Here is a 19,164-nt window from a genome sequence, read left to right on the forward strand (position 1 = left end):
TCTCGATCCCACTCTGCTCCAACTTTCCAATTTTATGCTCCAGGTACGACTGTTCCTTTAATGAGTCGTGCCAAATCTCCGAAAGCTGCTTAGGTTAAAGGTTTTTGTAGTTTTGTCAGTCAACCAGGGGAAATTGCTCAGACTTGAAAGATCGAGTGCTGGACTAAAAGCGCTTGTCGGTTGAGTAGTTAACGGCGTAGCTGAACTGCTGAACAAGGGAGATGAAAAAAGATTGAAGTTCATACTAACTTCCTCAATTAAGAACATCAGAAGCTCTATTTGTAGAGCAGTAGGTTCGCTAATCCGAAGGTGTACATGAATTAACTTTCTGCTCATATCTTACGAACAATGTTTGAGCGAAACCCAGAAAGAGCTTTCCGAATGGCGGAAAAAACACCGGAAAAGTTTTTCCGGATCGGCACTCACCGATTCGCAGTTCGGGTTCAGCTTGCGGTACAGTAGTGCAGGAAGTAAAGCGTAGGTACACTGTGCAAAGCTGGCAGCTTTTTTTATTCTCAGAGGTCTGTCGCAAATACAACCTTAGTAAAAAAGAGCAAGCAATTCTGCTGGCAAAATTTCCAAATGAGGAAACGGTACGATCGGATCAGCAAATCGCTCAACAGGCGATTGATGATGATCAACTTCCCATTGATGCAGAAACAGTGCGTCGGCAACTCTGGACGATCTACCACGATCGCTTTTCCCCGAAAGCTAATGATGATTACTTTCCCGACTATGACCAGAAAGGCAGACGAGCAAAAGACCTCCAGTTCCAAACGTGGTTGAAGCAAAGGTACAGCAGTTGGCAAGCGAATACTCGTGAAGCTTTACCAAACAGTACTGTATCTAATCAATTCAGTACCACGAACAATCCGTTCGTACCTCTAACTGGACGAGTTGACGATGCGCGATTGTTTTTTGGGCGAGAAGCAGAAATTAAACGAATTTTTGAAATATTGAATAGTGGCAGTAGCATTGCATTGCATTGATCGGCGAAGAAGGGATTGGTAAATCTTCTCTGCTTTGGGCAGTCTGACAACAATCACACCAATTTCTGCACATCCCGCGCCGATCGGTCTATCTCGACTTAAACTGGGTGCAAAATGAAGATGAGTTTTATAGTGCCTTGTGCCACGAGATTGGAATCCCTGAAAGTAAAGGTTACTCGCTAACTCGATACCTGAGAAATCATCGGATTCTGCTCGCGATCGACAACGTAGGCAAGATCATGCACGACGAATTCACCCGCCAAGTGCGAGATCAACTACGCGGATTAGCAGAAGGAAGCGATGCCCCATTGCGTCTAGTTCTAGCAGCGAGTGAACCTTTAGATAGCTTGTTTCAAGATAGTCAAATGGATGGAAAAACTTCGCCCTTGGCAGGTGTGTGTCAATCTGAGATTGTTTTGCCTTGGACTCCAGCGATCGCACGAGCATTTGTGTACGATCGTCTAAAACACAGCTTAGAACCCTTTTCAGAGGAAGAGGTGCTCCACCTAGTTAAAACCAGTGCTGGGCATCCTCAACAATTAATGCAACTTTGCTATGAAGCTTATGCCTCGCTTAGTAACATGGATGACGAACAATCCTCGATCGCGGATCGATAGACTCTCCTGAACCCAGTCTAAGAGGGTGTTTGAGAAGGATAAAAAGCGGCTTTGCTGCGTTGCGAGTCCGCCCGGAAATGAATCTCCGGGCTAATGGAGAAAACCCCGCTGAAGCGGACTGGGAGGGCAATTCGGAGTTCTTAGCCCACTAAACTGGGCTAAGAACTCCGATCAGCCCGGAGATTCATTTCCGGGCGGGCGAATGTGACAACCGATTACTTCTCAAACACCCTCTAAAGCCAATAGTAAAAAGGCACGTTAATCGCAAATCTACCAAAGGCTACCAAGAATGAATCAACGATCGCGCCGTTGTCGAAACCACTCCTGTAATTGTTCTCGGCAAGGCGCTTCCAAAATTCCACCAAACACAGTCAAGCGATGATTCGAGGCGGGACTATCTGGAAGATTCAACACAGTCCGAACCGCTCCCGCTTTCGGATCATCGGCTCCATAAATCAGCATTCCGAGTCGTGCTAACACGATCGCACCCGCACACATCGGACAAGGTTCAAGCGTCACATACAAAATACAATCATTCAAATGCCAGCTTTGTAACACTTGTCCCGCTTGCCGAAGTGCGAGAACTTCCGCATGAGCCGTTGGATCACGATCGCGTTCTCTTCGATTTTCCGCTTCCGCAATAATTTCTTCATCTCGCACCACGATCGCACCGACTGGAACTTCTCCCGCATCACCCGCTTGTTGAGCCAGTTCCATCGATCGACGCATGCGATCGCAGTGTTTGAGATAGTCCGAGTGATTCATTGAAAACGCTGTGAACTTCATCGCAGCTTTAAGGGAATACTGAGGTCAATTGCCTTGAATGTCTATTTTGAGGCAAATCAGGATCAACTGTTCTGTATTGCGTCGATGCCCTCATGAGCTATTGCCTTAATCCCGTTTGCCCGAACCCCGAAAATCTCGCAAATACGGAGCGCTGTCAGGCTTGTGGTGCTTCCCTTCTGTTGCGCGATCGCTATCGAGTGCTTCATGCACTGGGACAGGGAGGATTCGGAGCCACATTTTTATCGAAAGATGAATCGCTACCGGGACAGCCTTATTGTGTGATTAAGCAATTGCGTCCGACAGCAACGGCTCCTCATGTGATGCAAATGGCGCGGGATTTGTTTGAACGAGAGGCACAAACGCTGGGCAGAATTGGCAATCATCCGCAAATCCCACGATTACTCGATTATTTTGAGGCAAATCAAGAGTTTTATCTTGTTCAGGAATATGTCAGCGGTTCGACCCTGCAACAGGAAGTGAAACGATCGGGCGCATTTAGTGAGGCAGGGGTGAAACAGTTTCTCAGCGAGATCCTGCCAATCATGCAGTACGTTCATAGTCATCAGGTGATTCACCGGGATCTTAAGCCTGCGAATTTGATTCGTCGATCGCAAGATTGTAAGTTAGTCCTGATCGATTTTGGAGCGGTGAAAAATCAGGTGAATGCGAGTGCGGCAAGTTTATCTGATCAGACTGCTTTGACGGCTTACGCGATCGGGACTCCAGGATTTGCACCGCCTGAACAAATGGCGATGCGTCCCGTCTATGCCAGTGATTTATATGCCCTGGGTGTCACTTGTATTTATCTTTTAACTGGGAAGTCTCCGAAAGACCTCGATTATGATCCCGCAACGGGTGAACTCCTTTGGCAAAAACAGGTTCATATCAGTGACCATTTTGCAGGTGTGCTGAAGAAAATGCTGGAGGTCTCAGTTAGACATCGCTTTCAGTCTGCGAATGAAATTTTACGGGCGCTTGATTTAGAGCCGTATCTCGATAGTTTGGCGAACAGCATGAATAGTGTGAATTCACGATCGACTCCCGCAAAACGTGAACCGGATTCTCAGCCGAGTTCTCCTGCCGCTCGTGCAGCAATGGCAATTCGGGCAAGAAATACGCGATCGGAATCGACCAATTTACAAACTGGAGTGGCTCGGAGTCGAGTCATGGCAGCGAAACCGCGTGATTCTGGAGGACGGACGAGCGAGACAACCGGGAGCAAATCTCAGAATGAGCCAAAATTAGATGCGGTTACGTTGGTGAATCTTTATACCAAGGGAAAACGTGATTTTGCGTCTCACGATCTCTCCGCCTTAGTCGCTCCAAAAATTAATCTGTCGGGTGCAGTGTTTCATCAATCGAATCTGAAGCAGATTAATCTACAAGGAGCCAATTTATTTAATGCAGATTTCGGACGGGCGAGTTTGAATCGAGCAAATTTACGCGATACGAATTTGGCTCAGGCGTATCTAAGTAACGCGGACTTAGAAGGGGCAGATTTACGCGGAGCAGATCTAACACAGGCTTATCTATTAAATGCAAACTTGCGCGGAGCGAATCTTTGTGGGGCAAATCTGACTGGGGCAAAACTGACTGAAGAGCAATTATCGACCGCAAAAACAAATTGGTTAACGGTGAAACCGAACGGAAAACGCGGAATTTTGTAGTTAGGTCGCTATGATTAGGAAAATTCTCGATCGCTCCTTATGTTAATCGCCGTCATCGTTCTTAATCTTGCTATTGCTTCTTATGTGTTCTACCTCACCTGGCAAATGTGGAACCTGAGACGGACGTTTTCTCAAGCCGCAGATGCTTTGATTTTGGCTGAACAAAATACTCACAACGTGTTGAATGGCGCACCCGAAGAAATCGATCGTAGAGGAACTGGAATTCGGCAATTTCATCGAAACTATCGCGCCCTAGAGCCGAAATTGCAGCAAGCTCAGAAAGCACTCGCCCTGATTGGAATGGGACGATCGCTCATGTTGAACCCTCGATTGAGCCAAGGCTTAAGAAAATCTGCTACAAAACGAATGAACCGCTAGATGAGTCTTTCGTCTGGCAGAATGGGGATACGGTTCGCACAGTCGAGCTACTATTGTTGAGAAAATACCGAACATTATGTCTAATCGATCCGGATCATTTTTAGGCGGCATGATTGTCGGAGCGGCGATGGGCACGATCGCGGGATTGCTGATTGCACCACGAGCAGGCAAGGAAACGCGACAGTTAATCAAAAAATCGGCGGATGCCCTACCTGAACTTGCGGAAGATTTATCCACCAGTGTCCAACTTCAGGCAGATCGCTTCTCCGAGTCGGCTCTGCGAAACTGGGAAGGAACACTCGGACGACTCAAAGAAGCAATTTCCGCTGGGCTTGAAGCAACTCAACGCGAACATCAACTTTTGAGCCGAGACTCCGAATCTGGGGCTGATCCAAAATCTCCCGTCCGCGATCGTTTGCGATAGGTGAAGTGTGGCTGATCCAATTTTCTGGCTAGGGTTATCGATTCTATTAGTGGCGATCAGTTTGACCGCGCTGTTGACTGTGGCGATCCCGGCGTTTAATGAGATGGGGCGAGCGGCTCGCAGTGCGGAAAAATTGTTTGATACGCTCAATCGCGAGTTGCCACCGACTTTAGAAGCCTTGCGGTTAACTGGATTGGAAGTTACGGATCTGACCGATGACATGACTCAGGGCGTTCAGAGCGCAACGCAGGTCGTGAAGCAGGTGGATCAAAGTATTACAGGCGTGAAACAACAAGTTCAGAAGGCTCAAACGACGAGTAAAAGCGTGTTTGCGGGAATGAAAGCCGCATGGAGAACCTTTTCACAGCCGAATCGATCGCGTCGATCGACGCGCCTTGCTTCAAATCCTGAGAAACAAACCTTTTTTCGTGATGATGTGTATGCTGTCGATCGCAACGGTGATCATCATGATGAGACTGAATCTATTTTAGAAGTGCATTATGAGCGGGAAGTGATTGACGAACGGATCGTGAAACCGCCTGAATCGCCGCGTCAAAGTGTCCGGAGCGACCAAGAATAGCAGCGCGGATCTCCGAACTATATTAGAATTAGTTAAACAAATGTAAACAAAAATGAACGTTAATCATTTAGCGTTTCATCTACGATCGCTTTTATGTTCTTTAGGAAACCACCCATGCAGACTCTTCGAGTACGCCGTCTACTGAGAGGGTTGATGGCTCTGATTGTTGTCGTTTCGGTTTGGACGATCGCGCCTGCGGCTCAGGCTTATAACAATCCTGATCTCTTGCCTGATCACCCCACGAACGTGATTGATCTTGCCAACGAGTTAACGACCATTCAGGAAGATAAACTTTCAGAGGACTTAGGGAAGTTTGAGGAAGAAACAGGTTGGAAATTGCGGGTGCTGACTCAGAACGATCGCACTCCTGGAACAGCGGTAAAAGGGTTTTGGGGATTGGATGATAAGAGCGTTCTGCTGGTGGCTGATCCCCGTGGTGGAAATCTGCTGAATTTCAGTGTGGGAGATCAATTTTATCCGTTGCTGTCTCGGACATTCTGGATCGAACTTCAAACTCGATTTGGAAATCAGTTTTTTGTGAGAGAAAACGGCGGAGATCAAGCCATTATTCAAGCGTTGGAATCGGTGAAAGGCTGTTTGCGGCGAGGCGGATGTAGTGTGGTTCCTGGATTGCCGCGTGAGCAGTGGTTACTAACGCTGATTACTTCGACGGTTGGCGGACTGGTGTTTGGATTTGCGGCGCAACCTCGGAAAGAAGGACAAATCTTTGCTTGGCAGTGGGCGTTGATTTTCTCGCCGCTGTGGGGGATTTTGTTTTTGGCGTTTGGAATTGGTCCGGTGGTGACACGCACTTCTGAATGGTTGCCGCTGTTTCGGAATGTGGCGGGATTTGCGATCGGGGCTTTAGCTGCGTTCTTAGTTCCGTCGTTTGCGCGATCGTCTACTTCTGAAACCTAAGAGATTCAATTTGAATTCTTTTGAATTCTAATGAGCGTCCAAACTGGGCGCTTTTATTTTGGATCTAAACTGTTTGAAGAATGTGTTAACTGTGCACTGTATCCAGATAAGGCATAAAAAAAACAGCCTATTTTCAAGGCTGCCGAAAACGCTCCGAAGCAAGTCTTTTTATATTGAAACAGATTTTTCTAAAAATGGCTATCACACAATTTAGTGAGTTTTATGTTCATAGTTTTCACGGACAGTATTAGTTAAATTGCAAACAGTTGGTGATATTCGTAACTTAAGACGCGCTCTAAGGGGTAAGAATCCTGAATTTCAAACCGTAAATTCCACAGAAATGTTCTGACATACAATCAATATCTAAGAAGCGATCGAGGATTGTTCCGACTCAGTCGATCGCGATTTCGGAGCCGTTCCCGCTAAGGTCATCACCGAAAGGAGCGTTAACTCCATCAATTCGATGTATGCCTGAATTTCAACTTGATCGGCAATTAGCATTTCGCGATATTGCTGCTTTAGATAAGTCAATTTTTCTAGTGCAGCTTGTGGATCAGTCTGAAGCGAGGCTTGCCAATCATCCAAAACTAGAAGCGTATCTAGAACAAACTGTTTACGCTGTTGCTCCAAAATATTACGGCATTGTTCTGCAAAAGTTTGGGTTTTGTGCTGGACTTGCTCATACACATCAGACGTAATCGAACCTTCGATGAACATAAGGCGATGTTCTTGGCTGAGATCTTCAATACCGAGTAGCGCTTGTTGGGCGTTGTGTGGAAGAAGTTGCCTGAGTTCATTAATGCGGGTCACGGTTGCTGCTAAAAGTTTTTTACAACGATCGCGTTTCCAGCGCTGAATCACTAAACCGATCGTACTTGTGCCCAATAAAATTACGATCCCGGCTTGCAAATCATTGTTCGATTCGATGTAACGTAACCAAGCATTACGCGGATCAGCATTTTGAGCGTAAACATCCTGAGCACCAGGATGAATGTAGAGCAAGTTTTTTTGTAAAAGCGATCTCGCTTCTCCGGTTTGTAGTTCGGGATAAAAGAGCGAAAACTGCCGAGAATTGTACAAAATTGACCAAGTTACTAAACCGACCGTTTCATCATTCACATCCGGACGAGTGACGAGAACCGTTGCAGTTGCCAATGTAGAAATATCTCGATCGGGAATCGTCGGACGCGGATTGTAGATACCCTGCGGAATGGTTACCGATTGATATGCGCCTGGATCACGATTGATCAGATAGTTGATCAACTCAGGCTCGATCGGCACAAATTGTAGAGAGGGATTGGCGATGAGTTGCTGCCGGAGCAGTTCACTCGCGCCCGTAGTTCCGACATAAATTGTGGCATCAAGTTGACGAGTACTCAATCTGCGGAACGTTTCTTGAAAAGTGGAACTATCTTCTTGGAATTTGAGATCAAACGCTTTGCTGAGATATTCCGAGGTGAACCGAATGCCGCTCCCAGGCGCACCAACTCCAACTCGTTTGCGGTTGAGATCCGAGAGCGATCGAACTTTTGCTTCTCTGGTTGCAATGATGTGAATCGGTTCGTTTGCGAGAATTGCCACTGCTTGCACTTTCCCTTCTCGCATAGCATCATTGACGACATCCAGTTGCACCAGTGCGAAATCCACTTGACGATCGAGCAATCGTTTTAAGTTCTCGATCGAACCTTGAGAGGCGCGATTTTCGACAGTTAAATTGCCTGTGCGAGAGGCAGTCGAACTGATCTGCCCTGCTAAGCGACTGTAATATCCTTGTGGTGTTCCACTAGAGAGCGTGATCGATTTTGGCGATCGACTACATCCACTGCTCAAGAGTGCAACACCTACCACGCAACCAAATGCCAATTTGAATAGAGGCAGACGCAATTTCAGCATCGTGATCATCACAGACAGAGTTCTTCTAATGATCTCTGGAATTCGTGATTTTAGGAAAGACTGTGACAACTTTTTTACCGAAAAAGTCCGGATGTAGATGTTTTGTCGCTCGTTTTCCGGTCACTTTGGCTTTCCGTAAAGCAAGATTGAGCGTTAGAAGCGTTCTTAATAGTCGAGAATCTTGACAAAGCAGAACTGGATAACTGGGAGATTGTAAGTTCACCCAAATTACGAATCGAGCGGGTGAGAGGCTAACCACGAGTGGAACTTTGGCTTCTGAGAGCGCCCAAGCCATCTGATATGCCTGAAGTCGATAGTGAATGTCGAACTGATACACCGCAGCATATAGGGTATTACCGAATCGAATACCCTCGCGAATTTGGTTATCGTGAAAAAAGCGGAAAACCTCGATCGTAGATTCCTGAATAACTTGCGGTAGCTGAGTGGATGGAATCGCGTTGAGTTGAAAGCCCAGAGTTTGAAAAATCCGACGTTTGATTTCTGCGATCGCGCTTGAGTTAGCAGGATTGGGTTCTAGCTGCTGATAAAGCTTGGTTAAGAGTTCAAGTTCTTGGAGTTGAAAGCTTTGATTGGTAAATGCGAACTGCTGCAAGATGCGATCGATTTGGTCATCACTTAATCCTGATGGATTGGGGGCAGCTAAGAAAAGAGAATCAAGGTTTTCAAAGTTCTGTTTCAGAAGTTTGCGAATACAGTATTGAGCGATCGGAGAAAGTGCCATAACCGTAACCTAAGCAATCAGGCGAGTCCTGCTTCAGAGTGCCCACGCCAAATCGCGAAATTGCTGATATTTTTCATTTTCTTAGTCTTTGATTCTTGTCTTTACGAAGTTACAAAATTTGACTTAGTTTTGACGAATCTATTAATTTAATTAATGAATGAAAAGCAGAAAATGAACCGTAAATATGCAAAATTTACTTTTCTCTGTACGGAGTGACTGTTACTTGAATTGTCATATACGGACGAGAGCAAAGGTATCATTGAAATACTCGTATTTGTTCTTTGAGTTGAGCATTTTTCGCTAAATGTAGTTTTAAGGAGATTTATCGAAAACAAATTACCCGCTGTCTTCGGCTTCGCTCAGTCAGCTAGAGATCGCGCCCTGAGCGAAGCCGAAGGGCAGTCTTTCAAGCGGTAAGCTCTTTCGTAGAAATCTCCTAAGCAGAAAGACGATCGTGGGCAAGAATAGGCATTCTAGCTATACTCTGCAATCTTGTCTATCAATCTGAATTTTAGAATTGAGAGTGAAATTCTCGTTTTTTTGATACTTGGATAAATGTGTAATACCAATACAACGAGATTGTAATTCTTAGTAAATTCCCAAGCGTAGCATTCTAGATACAAAATGTTTCTTTTTAGTCCGGAATATTTGTTGAAAATTGAACCAGACTGGAAAAAGGGCTGACTTGACTTTAGAAAATGAATCCGGTTAGGTAATTAGGTATTCTTGCGATCGTGCATAGTTGAATTCGGTCTTGTCGTGTGTTTGTTGCTTTGATCTGACGTGAGTTTTACAGTATGTCAACTTTGGCGATTTTTGCACCGAATCTGCATGGTGGCGGTGCGGAGCGGGCGATGGTGAATTTGGCACGTGGTTTCTCGGAACAAGGCGTGTCAGTGGATTTAGTGTTGGTGAAGGCGGAAGGCGCTTACCTCGGTCAGGTGCCGCCGAATGTTCGTGTGGTGAATTTGAATCATCAACGAGTGTTAGCAAGCTTGTTTGATTTAGCGCGGTACTTACAGCGTGAACGTCCTCAAGTCTTGCTTTCAACGTTGCCTGAACCTGGAATTGCAGCGGTTTGGACAAGATTGCTCTCTGGAGTTCCCACTCGTGTGGTGGTGAATGTTCAGAACAATACTTCTCAGGAAACGCAAAATGGAACAGGATTAGCAGCGCGATTGATGCCGCGATTGATTCAGTGGTTTTTTCCTTGGGCAGATGCGATCGTGACTGTTTCCAAAGGAGTCGCTGACGATTTGCGGCAGATTGGATTGTCAGAGTCGAAGATTCGAGTGATTCATAATCCGGTGGTGACTCCGGAATTGATTGTGCGATCGCAAGAATCCGTCGATCATCCTTGGTTTGCTAAAGGTGAACCTCCAGTCATCATTGCAGTGGGACGATTGACGAAGCAGAAAGACTTTCCAACATTGCTAAAGGCATTCGCCCAAGTCCGAAAGGTACGAGAAGCGAGACTGATGATTTTAGGTGAGGGAGACGATCGAGCCGTGTTAGAAGCCTTAGTTCAAAAACTGGACATTGCTGATTCTGTCGCGCTTCCAGGCTTTGTGTCTAATCCATTTGCTTATCTATCCAAGTCAGCCGTGTTTGTGTTGTCTTCATTGTTTGAAGGCTTACCAACCGTGTTGATCGAAGCGATGGCAGTTGGAACTTCAGTTGTCGCAACAGATTGTAAGAGTGGTCCAATGGAAATTTTGGACAATGGAAAATACGGGAAGCTGACACAGGTTGGAGAGACTGATGGATTGGCGAAAGCGATCGTAGAAATTTTGGATCATCCCACGGATTCAACTCTATTACAGCAACGTGCTAAAGAGTACTCGCTAGAGAAATCATTGCAAGACTATGCAGAACTGTTTGCGCTCTCTCACCATGAAAAGCAGATTGCTTAGTGACTTAGGGTTTAAAGATGAACTTTAGCAAAAGAGTTCTATTCCGGATTCTGATTGTTCTTGCTTTTGTGATCTCGCTAGGTTGGGGATTCTATCAATCTGGATTGAACGATCCTGCAAATGCAGCGGTGCGATCGATTCCAGCCTTGGCGCGTGGAATTGGATTGTCCTGTTGGTTATCGATGCCCCCCGATCGAGATTTTTCTAAAAAGCATCTGGATAGTTGGGTCACGGAAAAAGACTTTAAACGATTCGCAGATTGGAGATTAACTCATGTTCGACTCCCGATCGAGCCTGAGTTTCTTCAGTCCAAAAATGCGCGATCGGAATTGATAGCAGACCATATTGCTTATGTCGATCGAGCAATCGAATGGTCAAAGAAACACAATCTTGCGATCATTCTCGATATTCATCCATTGTTGCCGATGGATCTGAAAGCGGGGATCAAATCAGATGACTACGATCGCTTAAAGCAGCTTTGGATTGCTCTAGCAAACCGCTATCGAACTCAATCCGATCAAGTGTTTTATGAACTACTAAACGAGCCGCAAATGGAGCAGGTCGAAACCTGGAGAAGCATTGCTCAAGGTTTGGTCAATCAGATTCGCGCCATCGATACTACACATCACATCATTGTTTCTGGACATCATGCAGGAGCGTATGACTATGTAAAGATGAAACCCATCAAAGGTGACAAACTAATTTACACGTTTCATTTCTACGAGCCGATTCAGTTCACACATCAACGCTCTGGTTGGATTGGAACACTTGCGAATTTGCGAGATGTTCCTTACCCATTTGATCCCCAACGATTTGCAGCCGCGAAAGCTCGATCGACGAAAGATCCTGAAACCGTTCGATTGTTAAATCGCTATCAAGCAGAGCGATTTAACAAGCAGAAAGTCGAAGAAAAGCTACGTCCGGTCTTGAAATTCCGATCGCGCTACAACGTTCCCATCTATTGTGGGGAGTTTGGTGCGAATCGAGATGCACCAATGCCAGACTGGGCGAACTGGAACCGTGATGTCGTGGACCTATTGCAGCGCTACCGATTTGAGTATGCGTTCTGGGAATATCGAGGGAGCTTCGGATTAATGTCTTTTGATTCGACTAAGATTGATCCTGCAAAGTTGGACGCGATTAGGTTTCGATGAAGCTGAACATAGTAATGTTAAGAAATAGTGAACCTATGTCAACTTATACGGCTTAGGATAGAAAATACGGAAGGAAGAAACAGAGACGGAAAAGCTAGGCACTGAGTATTGGGTTTCGGTTTGTTGGGTTTCTAAATTGCTTTTCCAGAAACGGTCTCATCGGTTTTCAAAAAATTTTGACTGATAGTCTCAGACTGTATTGAGTCTGTATCAGTTCTTTGCCAAAAGGTGTGTTCCCATGCAAGAACGAATTTCACCTGTGCGATCGACTTGGCAAATTTCCTCGATCGTGCCGGGTTCATCTTCCGATTGCAAGCCATTAGTGTCTTTGATCGCACCTGCATTCAATGAAGCACTGATCTTGCAAGACAATCTTTCACTGTTGTGCGACTATATGCGATCGCTAGAGTCGGAGTATGACTGGGAGATTGTGATTGTCAATGATGGCAGCCGCGACGAAACAGGATGGTTAGCTCAGGAATTTGCTCAATCTCGCCCAAATGTTCGGGTGCTGCATCATCGCGTCAATCGGGGACTGGGACGAGCGCTCAGAACCGGATTTAGTGGTGCTCAGGGCGATTACATTGTCGTGGTCGATCTGGATTTAAGCTACGACCCCGATCATATCGGGCAATTGCTGAAGAAGATCCAGGAGACGCAGGCGGGTGTCGTGGTGGCTTCACCTTACATGACGGGTGGAGCAGTCTCGAATGTTCCCTGGTTGCGGCGCGTTTTAAGCGTTTGGGCAAATCGCTTTTTGTCGATCGCTGCAAAGCGCAGTCTTTCTACACTGACGGGAATGGTTCGGGTCTATGATGCCGAATTCTTACGATCGCTGAATCTGCGATCGGATGGAATGGAGATCAACCCAGAGGTGATTCACAAAGCGTTTTTGCTCAGAACGCGAGTGGAGGAAGTGCCAGCCCATCTCAACTGGAGAACACAGAAAAGCCAGCCGAAGCAGAAACAACGTCGATCGAGCCTCAGTTCGACTGCGAAACTGATGCGCCATACTTGGGACATTTTTTTCTCAGGCTTTCTGCTGCGTCCGGTAATGTTTTTCATTCTTCCAAGCTTGATGTTTTTTGTGTTGTCGCTCTATGCCAATGCCTGGGTGTTGATTCATTGCTGGACGAACTATCAGAGACTTGCTCAACAAGTTCGTTTTCCAGATGCAACAGAAGCAGTAGCCCTGGCATTCCAGCAAGCTCCACATACCTTTTTTATTGGGGGAACGACTTTAGTATTAGCAATTCAGCTTTTTAGTTTGGGTGTGTTATCTGCTCAAAACAAAAGCTATTTTGAAGAACTTTTCTATTTAGGAACCTCAATTTACAAACGCGATAAAGACCGTTAGATCACTTCGTTTCGGTCGGCTTCTGCCCCCTAAATCCCCCATGCTGGGGAACTTTGAACGTGAGACCTAGTTTGTCTCACATTAGACGATCGTGCTTTGAACACAGTTCCAAGGTTGAATGACCTTCTCAGATTGTTCTGTGTTCGTGGAATTGCTAATAGTGTTAGGAGAAAATGATGGTACAAGCACCAAAACAGACAGCCCGGTTGGAATTGCCTTCGGATCAAAATGCGAGTGGTCGGACACTCGGAGAAGAGGAGATCACCCTGGTCGCAGAAGCGATTCGGAGTGGAACCTTGACCAGCACCAAGGGAACCTTTGTGAAAACCTTGGAGCAGCGATTCGCAGACATGCTCGGTGTGAAGTATGCATACGCCTGTTCGTCTGGATCGGGAGCAGTTCATACTGCGATCGCAGCAATCGATCCGGAACCTGGTGACGAAATTATCACTACTTCGATCACCGACATGGGCGCATTAACTCCAATTTTGTACCAAGGTGCAATTCCGGTGTTTGCTGATGTTGATCCGAAAACCTGGAATGTTACCGCTGAGACGATCGAGAACTGTATCAGCGATCGCACAAAAGCAATCATTGTGACGCATTTGTTTGGAAATCCTTGCAACATGACTGAGATCATGGAGTTGGCGAATTCTCGTGGCATTCCAGTGATCGAGGATTGTGCTCAAGCCTTTTTAGCAACCCACAAAGGGGAACCTGTCGGAACGATCGGATCGGTCGGATGCTTTAGTTTGCAGCAAGGCAAGCACATTACGACGGGCGAAGGTGGCATTGTCACGACCAATGATGAAGCGTTGGCGCGTCGAATGTTCTTGTTTATCAATAAAGCGTTTGGCTACGGCGATCCGAATCCGGATCACTATTTCATTGCATTGAACGGGCGGATGTGTGAGCTTCAAGGTGCAGTTGCAGTGGCGCAATTGTCGAAGCTGTGGGGTTGTGTAGAACATCGCCGGATTGCGGCGAAAAAGATGACTCAAAAACTGCGAGGCATTGCGGGAATTGAGACTCCGTATCATGACGATCGCAATACACACGTGTATTGGAAGTATTGTCTGCGGGTGGATAGCTCGATCGTGCCGGATGGTGCGGTGGGCTTGGCAAAGAAACTGAAGGAGAGAGGTATTTTTTCGGCTCCGCGCTACATTCAAAAGCCTGCATTCCAGTGCATGATTTTTGAGCAGCAGCGAACCTTTGGAAATTCTCGTTTTCCGTTCACGCTGGCGCGTCCTGAAGCCGTGGATTACACGCCCTCGAAGTTTCCTGGCACGTTTGCAGGACTAGAAGCGGTGTTGGTGTTGCCTTGGAATGAGGCGTACACGGATGAACACATCGATTACATCGCAGATGCGATTCGGGAAGTGTTGGCTTAACAGTCAAGTGATTTGTTCTAGAGATACGACTTGATTGGTTGGTCATTGCTAAGGGTGTTTGCCCCCTAAATCCCCCATTCTGGGGGACTTTGAAGACCAAAGAATTTCTAGAATTCTGAGAATTTTTCTTAGCTCTTAGTCCCCCAATTTTGGGGGATTTAGGGGGCAGAAGCCGACCGAAACGAAGATTTTAGCTGTGAAATAGGTGAAAGTAAAAGTAATGAACAAGCTCAAATTCGGATTGATCGGAGCAGGCGGAATTGCTCAATCGTATGTACAAGCATTCGAGCAATGCCAATCTGCGAAATTGGTTGCAGTCGTCGATGTTCGCGTTGAAGCAGCGCAAGCATTAGCAGAACGGCTGAACTGTCAGAGTTTCGACAACTATCAAAGAATGGCAGAAAGCATTGATTTGGATGCTGTGATCGTTTGTACACCTCCGGTCACACATCGCGATATCGCAGTCTACTTTCTCGAACGGCGCGTGAATGTGCTGTGTGAGAAGCCTTTGAGCGTCGATGTCAAAAGCGCGATCGAGATGGTGGATTGCGCTGCCAAAAATGGGGTCATTCTTACAATGGCTTCCAAGTTCCGCTATGTCGAAGATGTGATCAAAGCGAAGAGCTTGGTGATGTCTGGAATTCTGGGTGAGATTGTTCTGTTTGAGAATGCGTTTACTTCGCGAGTAGACATGGCTTCCAGATGGAACTCGAACCCGGCGGTGAGTGGTGGTGGTGTGTTGATTGATAACGGCACACACTCGATCGACATTATGCGCTATTTCCTTGGCGCACTTGCAGAAGTCCAAGTCATCGAAGGCAAGCGAATTCAGAGCTTAGCAGTTGAAGACACTGTGCGAATCTTTGCGAAGAGTGCCAGCGGTGTGGTTGGCAATGTGGATCTCTCTTGGACGATTAACAAAGAGCTAGATAGCTATATTCGGATCTACGGATCGCAAGGAACGATTTCAGTCGGTTGGAAAGAGTCGAAGTATCGTCAATCCTCCAGCCCAGAATGGATCAAGTTCGGAAACGGATACAACAAAGTTCAAGCCTTTACGAGCCAGCTTGAGAACTTTTCAAAAGCAATTTTAGGACAAGAGACTTTGTTGATCACACCTCAAGACAGCATTGCATCCGTGGAAGTAATCGAAGCGGCTTACAAATCGATGAACCAAACACAGTGGATGGGTGTTTCCTACGAATCTCTGAAACTGCTTGGGTTTGCAACTTCAGCAACGAATGGCGATCGAGCTTTTGTCACAGTTGGAAAGTAAGCGATGAATCTACCCGTAATGAACATCAAAGTTCATCCCACAGCTATCATCGAATCGGATGTGTTGATCGGCGATCGCACTTCGGTTTGGGACAATGTTCACATTCGCTTTTCCACGCAGATCGGCGAAGAGTGCATTATCGGTGAGAAGACTTACATTGCTTATGGTGTACAAATTGGCGATCGCGTTAAGATCAACGCCTTTGTCTACATTTGCAATGCGGTCACGATCGGAGATGGCGTAATGATTAGCGCTGGAACTGTGTTCACCAACGATCGCTTTCCCAGAGCGACAACCGTTGACTTGAAACAGTTGCGTCCTTCTGATCCCGATGAACATACCTTGCCGACCTTAGTTCGAGAAGGAGCCACGATCGGAGCAAACTGCACGATCGGGAATGATTTATCGATCGGGCGCTTTGCCATGATTGGCATGGGATCGCTCGTGACAAAATCGATTCCGGACTTTCATTTAGCGATCGGGCATCCAGCGAGATCTGTGGGTTGTGTGTGTCGTTGTGGTCAATTGCTCACCCGATTTCCCGCTGATCTAGAAAGCTTTAGTGCTGAGTTTGATTGTCCTGCTTGCGGCTTGCAATATGCAGTCCGTGGAGGGATTGTTACCGAGTTAACTCCGCCATAATTTTTATTCACCTATTGTTATGTTAGTAAAACACTCCACAGCAGGATCAACTCAACGCTATGCCATTGTTGGCGGTGGAATTCTTGGAATGACACTGGCGCTCAGGCTCGCTCAGCAAGGTAACTCAGTGACATTGTTTGAAAGCGCTCATCAATTTGGTGGGCTGGCGAGTGCTTGGAGACTGGGAAATATTCTTTGGGATCGGCACTATCACGTTACGTTGCTGTCTGATACTCATCTCCGATCGCTGCTCACTGAAATGGGCTTAGACCAGGATATGAAGTGGGTGGAAACTAAGACGGGGTTCTTCACGGATGGCAAGCTGTATTCGATGTCTAATACTTTGGAATTTCTCAGATTTCCAGCATTGGGATCGATTGATAAGCTGCGGTTAGGTTTCACGATCTGGTATGCCTCGAAAGTGAAAAACTGGCGCAAGCTTGAACAAATTTCGGTGTCTACTTGGTTGAGAAAGCTATCGGGCGATCGAACTTTTGAAAAAATTTGGTTGCCCTTACTGCGATCGAAGCTCGGTGAGAACTATCGGATTGCTTCTGCTTCATTCATCTGGGCGATTATTGCTCGAATGTATGCGGCGCGGCGAACGGGCTTGAAAAAAGAGATGTTCGGGTATCTTCCGGGTGGGTATGCGCGATTGTTGTCTCGCTTTGTTGAGATGTTATCTGAACACAATGTCGAGATGAAAGTCGGACACCGAGTGAGCCAAGTCAGTCAAAGAAATAACAAAGTCAAGCTTGAGTTCACCAATGGACACATCGAGTACTTTGATCAAGTGGTGTTAACAATGGCATCTCCGATCGCGGCTCAAGTGTGTCAAGGATTGACTCAATCGGAATACGATCGACATTGTGATATTGAGTATCAAGGCATCATTTGTGCCTCGTTGCTCCTGAAAAAGCCTTTAGCAGACTACTATGTGACGAACATTACGGATACTTGGATTCCGTTTACAGGCGTGATTGAAATGTCGGCATTGGTAGATCAATCAGAGTTTGATCAGCGATCGCTGGTTTATCTGCCAAAGTATGTGTCTACGCATGATTCGGCGTTTCAGATGACCGATGAACAAATCAAAGAAGAGTTCCTTCAAACTCTAGTATTGATGTATCCGAAGTTCGATCGGAGTGATGTTCTTGCATTCCGAGTGTCACGAGTGCGACAGGTGTTCGCGATTTCGACTTTGAACTATTCCGAAAAGTTACCGTCGATGCACACCTCAATTCCAGGAGTTCATATCATCAATTCAGCTCATATTCCAAATGGAACATTGAACGTGAATGAAACCGTGTTGTTAGCAGAGCGATCGGCAGCGGAATTGATGACGCGATCGCGGAACTCGAATCTGGTCAATGTGTGATCGGGGAGAAACACATGAAAGTCTTAGCCTATTTCTTGTACGGCAACGATCGAGAATATCTTCAAGAGCTTCAATTTAGTATTGTTTCAGCAATGCGATTTCTCCAAAACCAGGACGAAATTGTAGTTCGATTGATCTGTGATTCTGATCAGATCGATTTGCCGATCGAAAGACTTGTGTTTTCTCCCAAAGAATTCGCCACTTGGACACGCGATCGCACTTATCCATTTCGTGCAAAGATTGGTGCAGCGTTGAAAGCGATCGATCATTACCAATGTCCGGTGATCTTGCTAGATACGGATACTTTTTTCACGGATCATCCAGCAAAATTGTTCGATCGTATTTCACGCACTCGATCGTTGATGCACCAGTACGAATCCACACTGCTCGAATCACCAGAACCCGGATGGAAGCCAATTTTAGAGAAGCAAATTAAGATTGACGAAATTGCTGTTGTACCTGGATCTCCCATGTATAACTCTGGCGTGATTGGTGTTCATCCCAGTAACCGCGCATTGTTAGAAGAAGCATTTGAAATTCTCGATCGACTGTATGAGATTTTTCCCGTGTTCAACATCGAGCAGTTCGCAGTCGGAGCCGCACTCGCACAAAAGACTGTTATCTCGACTTGCCCGGATGTGATTCAACACTATTGGGGAGCACAAAAAGACTTTATTCGTGTAAAAATCGCGAAAGCGCTAGAGCAAGGCAACGCAGAGCTTTTACTAAATCAAATCCCGCCATTCCAAGGAATCTATCCGAAAGTCAGAAAGCGCGATCGTATTCTCACTGCACTGTCATATTTAAAACATTGGAATAATAACTATCGTCGAGCACTCCTAGCTTATCGGAGTGCATTGTTCTATGCAGCGAATGACACTGAATACGCAAATGCTTGGGCAAGCAACGCTCTTCAAGCTTTGAAAATCTCGAATCATCCTTCTCATCACGCTGATTTTCAGTGCTTCCGCCAAGAGTCGATTAATACAGTGACTTGGCTGCGTCCCAGTGTGAGACGGGGTTGGCTCAAATTTTGGCAACAGATGAACTGAGGAA

Annotated in this window: 18 protein-coding genes; 15 read left to right on the top strand and 3 right to left on the bottom strand. The window is 46.2% G+C overall.

Annotation, left to right across the window (positions count from 1 at the left end):
• The first annotated feature begins 488 nt into the window (after positions 1 to 488).
• Both ACQ4M5_RS14450 and ACQ4M5_RS14455 read left to right on the top strand, forming a co-directional pair.
• A complete protein-coding gene (locus ACQ4M5_RS14450) occupies positions 489 to 989 on the top strand; it encodes a hypothetical protein (protein WP_430676335.1) in 501 nt (166 codons plus the stop codon).
• 107 nt (positions 990 to 1,096) lie between these two features.
• The gene (locus ACQ4M5_RS14455; protein WP_430676336.1) at positions 1,097 to 1,606 is read left to right on the top strand and encodes a hypothetical protein; all 510 of its coding nucleotides are present in this window, start codon (positions 1,097 to 1,099) and stop codon (positions 1,604 to 1,606) included.
• Between the two features lie 294 nt (positions 1,607 to 1,900).
• Here the strand turns inward: ACQ4M5_RS14455 and tadA are convergent, their stop codons facing one another.
• Positions 1,901 to 2,371 carry a tRNA adenosine(34) deaminase TadA gene (gene tadA, locus ACQ4M5_RS14460; protein WP_430676337.1) on the bottom strand — a complete coding sequence of 157 codons (471 nt, stop codon included), beginning with the start codon at positions 2,369 to 2,371 and terminating at the stop codon, positions 1,901 to 1,903.
• A 113-nt stretch (positions 2,372 to 2,484) separates the two neighbouring features.
• Here tadA and ACQ4M5_RS14465 point away from each other — a divergent pair, with 113 nt between their 5' ends.
• The 5 genes from ACQ4M5_RS14465 (at position 2,485) to ACQ4M5_RS14485 (ending at position 6,359) form a co-directional block, all read left to right on the top strand.
• Positions 2,485 to 4,059 carry a protein kinase domain-containing protein gene (locus tag ACQ4M5_RS14465; protein WP_430676338.1) on the top strand — a complete coding sequence of 525 codons (1,575 nt, stop codon included), beginning with the start codon at positions 2,485 to 2,487 and terminating at the stop codon, positions 4,057 to 4,059.
• Between the two features lie 39 nt (positions 4,060 to 4,098).
• On the top strand, positions 4,099 to 4,437 hold the full coding sequence (locus ACQ4M5_RS14470) for a hypothetical protein (protein WP_430676339.1): 339 nt from the start codon (positions 4,099 to 4,101) through the stop codon (positions 4,435 to 4,437).
• A gap of 76 nt (positions 4,438 to 4,513) precedes the next feature.
• On the top strand, positions 4,514 to 4,861 hold the full coding sequence (locus tag ACQ4M5_RS14475) for a YtxH domain-containing protein (RefSeq protein ID WP_430676340.1): 348 nt from the start codon (positions 4,514 to 4,516) through the stop codon (positions 4,859 to 4,861).
• Positions 4,862 to 4,868: 7 nt separating this feature from the next.
• Positions 4,869 to 5,441 (top strand): DUF948 domain-containing protein, encoded by a 573-nt coding sequence (locus tag ACQ4M5_RS14480; protein ID WP_430676341.1) that lies wholly within the window; start codon positions 4,869 to 4,871, stop codon positions 5,439 to 5,441.
• Positions 5,442 to 5,555: 114 nt separating this feature from the next.
• Positions 5,556 to 6,359: a TPM domain-containing protein gene (locus ACQ4M5_RS14485; RefSeq protein WP_430676342.1), complete on the top strand. Its 804-nt coding sequence runs from the start codon at positions 5,556 to 5,558 to the stop codon at positions 6,357 to 6,359.
• A 363-nt stretch (positions 6,360 to 6,722) separates the two neighbouring features.
• Here ACQ4M5_RS14485 and ACQ4M5_RS14490 read toward each other — a convergent pair whose 3' ends face one another.
• Positions 6,723 to 8,252 (bottom strand): TAXI family TRAP transporter solute-binding subunit, encoded by a 1,530-nt coding sequence (locus tag ACQ4M5_RS14490; protein WP_430676343.1) that lies wholly within the window; start codon positions 8,250 to 8,252, stop codon positions 6,723 to 6,725.
• Positions 8,253 to 8,277: 25 nt separating this feature from the next.
• A complete protein-coding gene (locus tag ACQ4M5_RS14495) occupies positions 8,278 to 8,994 on the bottom strand; it encodes a hypothetical protein (RefSeq protein WP_430676344.1) in 717 nt (238 codons plus the stop codon).
• Between the two features lie 797 nt (positions 8,995 to 9,791).
• Between ACQ4M5_RS14495 and ACQ4M5_RS14500 the strand changes: the two genes are divergently transcribed.
• From ACQ4M5_RS14500 to ACQ4M5_RS14535, 8 genes are all read left to right on the top strand, one after another.
• Positions 9,792 to 10,907 (top strand): glycosyltransferase, encoded by a 1,116-nt coding sequence (locus ACQ4M5_RS14500; RefSeq protein WP_430676345.1) that lies wholly within the window; start codon positions 9,792 to 9,794, stop codon positions 10,905 to 10,907.
• 17 nt (positions 10,908 to 10,924) lie between these two features.
• Complete coding sequence (locus ACQ4M5_RS14505) at positions 10,925 to 12,061, top strand: glycoside hydrolase family 5 protein (RefSeq protein WP_430676346.1); 1,137 nt, start codon at positions 10,925 to 10,927, stop codon at positions 12,059 to 12,061.
• A 238-nt stretch (positions 12,062 to 12,299) separates the two neighbouring features.
• Positions 12,300 to 13,418 carry a glycosyltransferase family 2 protein gene (locus tag ACQ4M5_RS14510; protein ID WP_430676347.1) on the top strand — a complete coding sequence of 373 codons (1,119 nt, stop codon included), beginning with the start codon at positions 12,300 to 12,302 and terminating at the stop codon, positions 13,416 to 13,418.
• 176 nt (positions 13,419 to 13,594) lie between these two features.
• Positions 13,595 to 14,812, top strand: a complete 1,218-nt coding sequence (locus ACQ4M5_RS14515) for a DegT/DnrJ/EryC1/StrS family aminotransferase (protein WP_430676348.1) — start codon at positions 13,595 to 13,597, stop codon at positions 14,810 to 14,812.
• A gap of 220 nt (positions 14,813 to 15,032) precedes the next feature.
• A complete protein-coding gene (locus ACQ4M5_RS14520) occupies positions 15,033 to 16,088 on the top strand; it encodes a Gfo/Idh/MocA family protein (protein WP_430676349.1) in 1,056 nt (351 codons plus the stop codon).
• A 3-nt stretch (positions 16,089 to 16,091) separates the two neighbouring features.
• Positions 16,092 to 16,730, top strand: coding sequence for an acyltransferase (locus ACQ4M5_RS14525; RefSeq protein WP_430676350.1), 639 nt, complete (start codon positions 16,092 to 16,094; stop codon positions 16,728 to 16,730).
• 19 nt (positions 16,731 to 16,749) lie between these two features.
• On the top strand, positions 16,750 to 18,108 hold the full coding sequence (locus ACQ4M5_RS14530) for an NAD(P)/FAD-dependent oxidoreductase (protein ID WP_430676351.1): 1,359 nt from the start codon (positions 16,750 to 16,752) through the stop codon (positions 18,106 to 18,108).
• A gap of 14 nt (positions 18,109 to 18,122) precedes the next feature.
• Complete coding sequence (locus tag ACQ4M5_RS14535; RefSeq protein ID WP_430676352.1) at positions 18,123 to 19,160, top strand: hypothetical protein; 1,038 nt, start codon at positions 18,123 to 18,125, stop codon at positions 19,158 to 19,160.
• The last annotated feature ends 4 nt before the right edge of the window (positions 19,161 to 19,164 follow it).

This window comes from Leptolyngbya sp. AN10 (assembly GCF_050565645.1).
Lineage (GTDB): Bacteria > Cyanobacteriota > Cyanobacteriia > Leptolyngbyales > Leptolyngbyaceae > Leptolyngbya.

Excerpts from the sequence above, each read along its gene's own strand:
- ACQ4M5_RS14465 (WP_430676338.1), top strand. The coding sequence starts at position 2,485 with ATGAGCTATTGCCTTAATCCCGTTTGCCCGAACCCCGAAAATCTCGCA.
- ACQ4M5_RS14515 (WP_430676348.1), top strand. The coding sequence starts at position 13,595 with ATGGTACAAGCACCAAAACAGACAGCCCGGTTGGAATTGCCTTCGGAT.
- ACQ4M5_RS14535 (WP_430676352.1), top strand. The coding sequence starts at position 18,123 with ATGAAAGTCTTAGCCTATTTCTTGTACGGCAACGATCGAGAATATCTT.
- ACQ4M5_RS14505 (WP_430676346.1), top strand. The coding sequence starts at position 10,925 with ATGAACTTTAGCAAAAGAGTTCTATTCCGGATTCTGATTGTTCTTGCT.
- ACQ4M5_RS14475 (WP_430676340.1), top strand. The coding sequence starts at position 4,514 with ATGTCTAATCGATCCGGATCATTTTTAGGCGGCATGATTGTCGGAGCG.
- tadA (WP_430676337.1), bottom strand. The coding sequence starts at position 2,371 with ATGAATCACTCGGACTATCTCAAACACTGCGATCGCATGCGTCGATCG.
- ACQ4M5_RS14485 (WP_430676342.1), top strand. The coding sequence starts at position 5,556 with ATGCAGACTCTTCGAGTACGCCGTCTACTGAGAGGGTTGATGGCTCTG.
- ACQ4M5_RS14530 (WP_430676351.1), top strand. The coding sequence starts at position 16,750 with ATGTTAGTAAAACACTCCACAGCAGGATCAACTCAACGCTATGCCATT.
- ACQ4M5_RS14470 (WP_430676339.1), top strand. The coding sequence starts at position 4,099 with ATGTTAATCGCCGTCATCGTTCTTAATCTTGCTATTGCTTCTTATGTG.
- ACQ4M5_RS14525 (WP_430676350.1), top strand. The coding sequence starts at position 16,092 with ATGAATCTACCCGTAATGAACATCAAAGTTCATCCCACAGCTATCATC.
- ACQ4M5_RS14520 (WP_430676349.1), top strand. The coding sequence starts at position 15,033 with ATGAACAAGCTCAAATTCGGATTGATCGGAGCAGGCGGAATTGCTCAA.
- ACQ4M5_RS14495 (WP_430676344.1), bottom strand. The coding sequence starts at position 8,994 with ATGGCACTTTCTCCGATCGCTCAATACTGTATTCGCAAACTTCTGAAA.
- ACQ4M5_RS14490 (WP_430676343.1), bottom strand. The coding sequence starts at position 8,252 with ATGCTGAAATTGCGTCTGCCTCTATTCAAATTGGCATTTGGTTGCGTG.
- ACQ4M5_RS14500 (WP_430676345.1), top strand. The coding sequence starts at position 9,792 with ATGTCAACTTTGGCGATTTTTGCACCGAATCTGCATGGTGGCGGTGCG.
- ACQ4M5_RS14510 (WP_430676347.1), top strand. The coding sequence starts at position 12,300 with ATGCAAGAACGAATTTCACCTGTGCGATCGACTTGGCAAATTTCCTCG.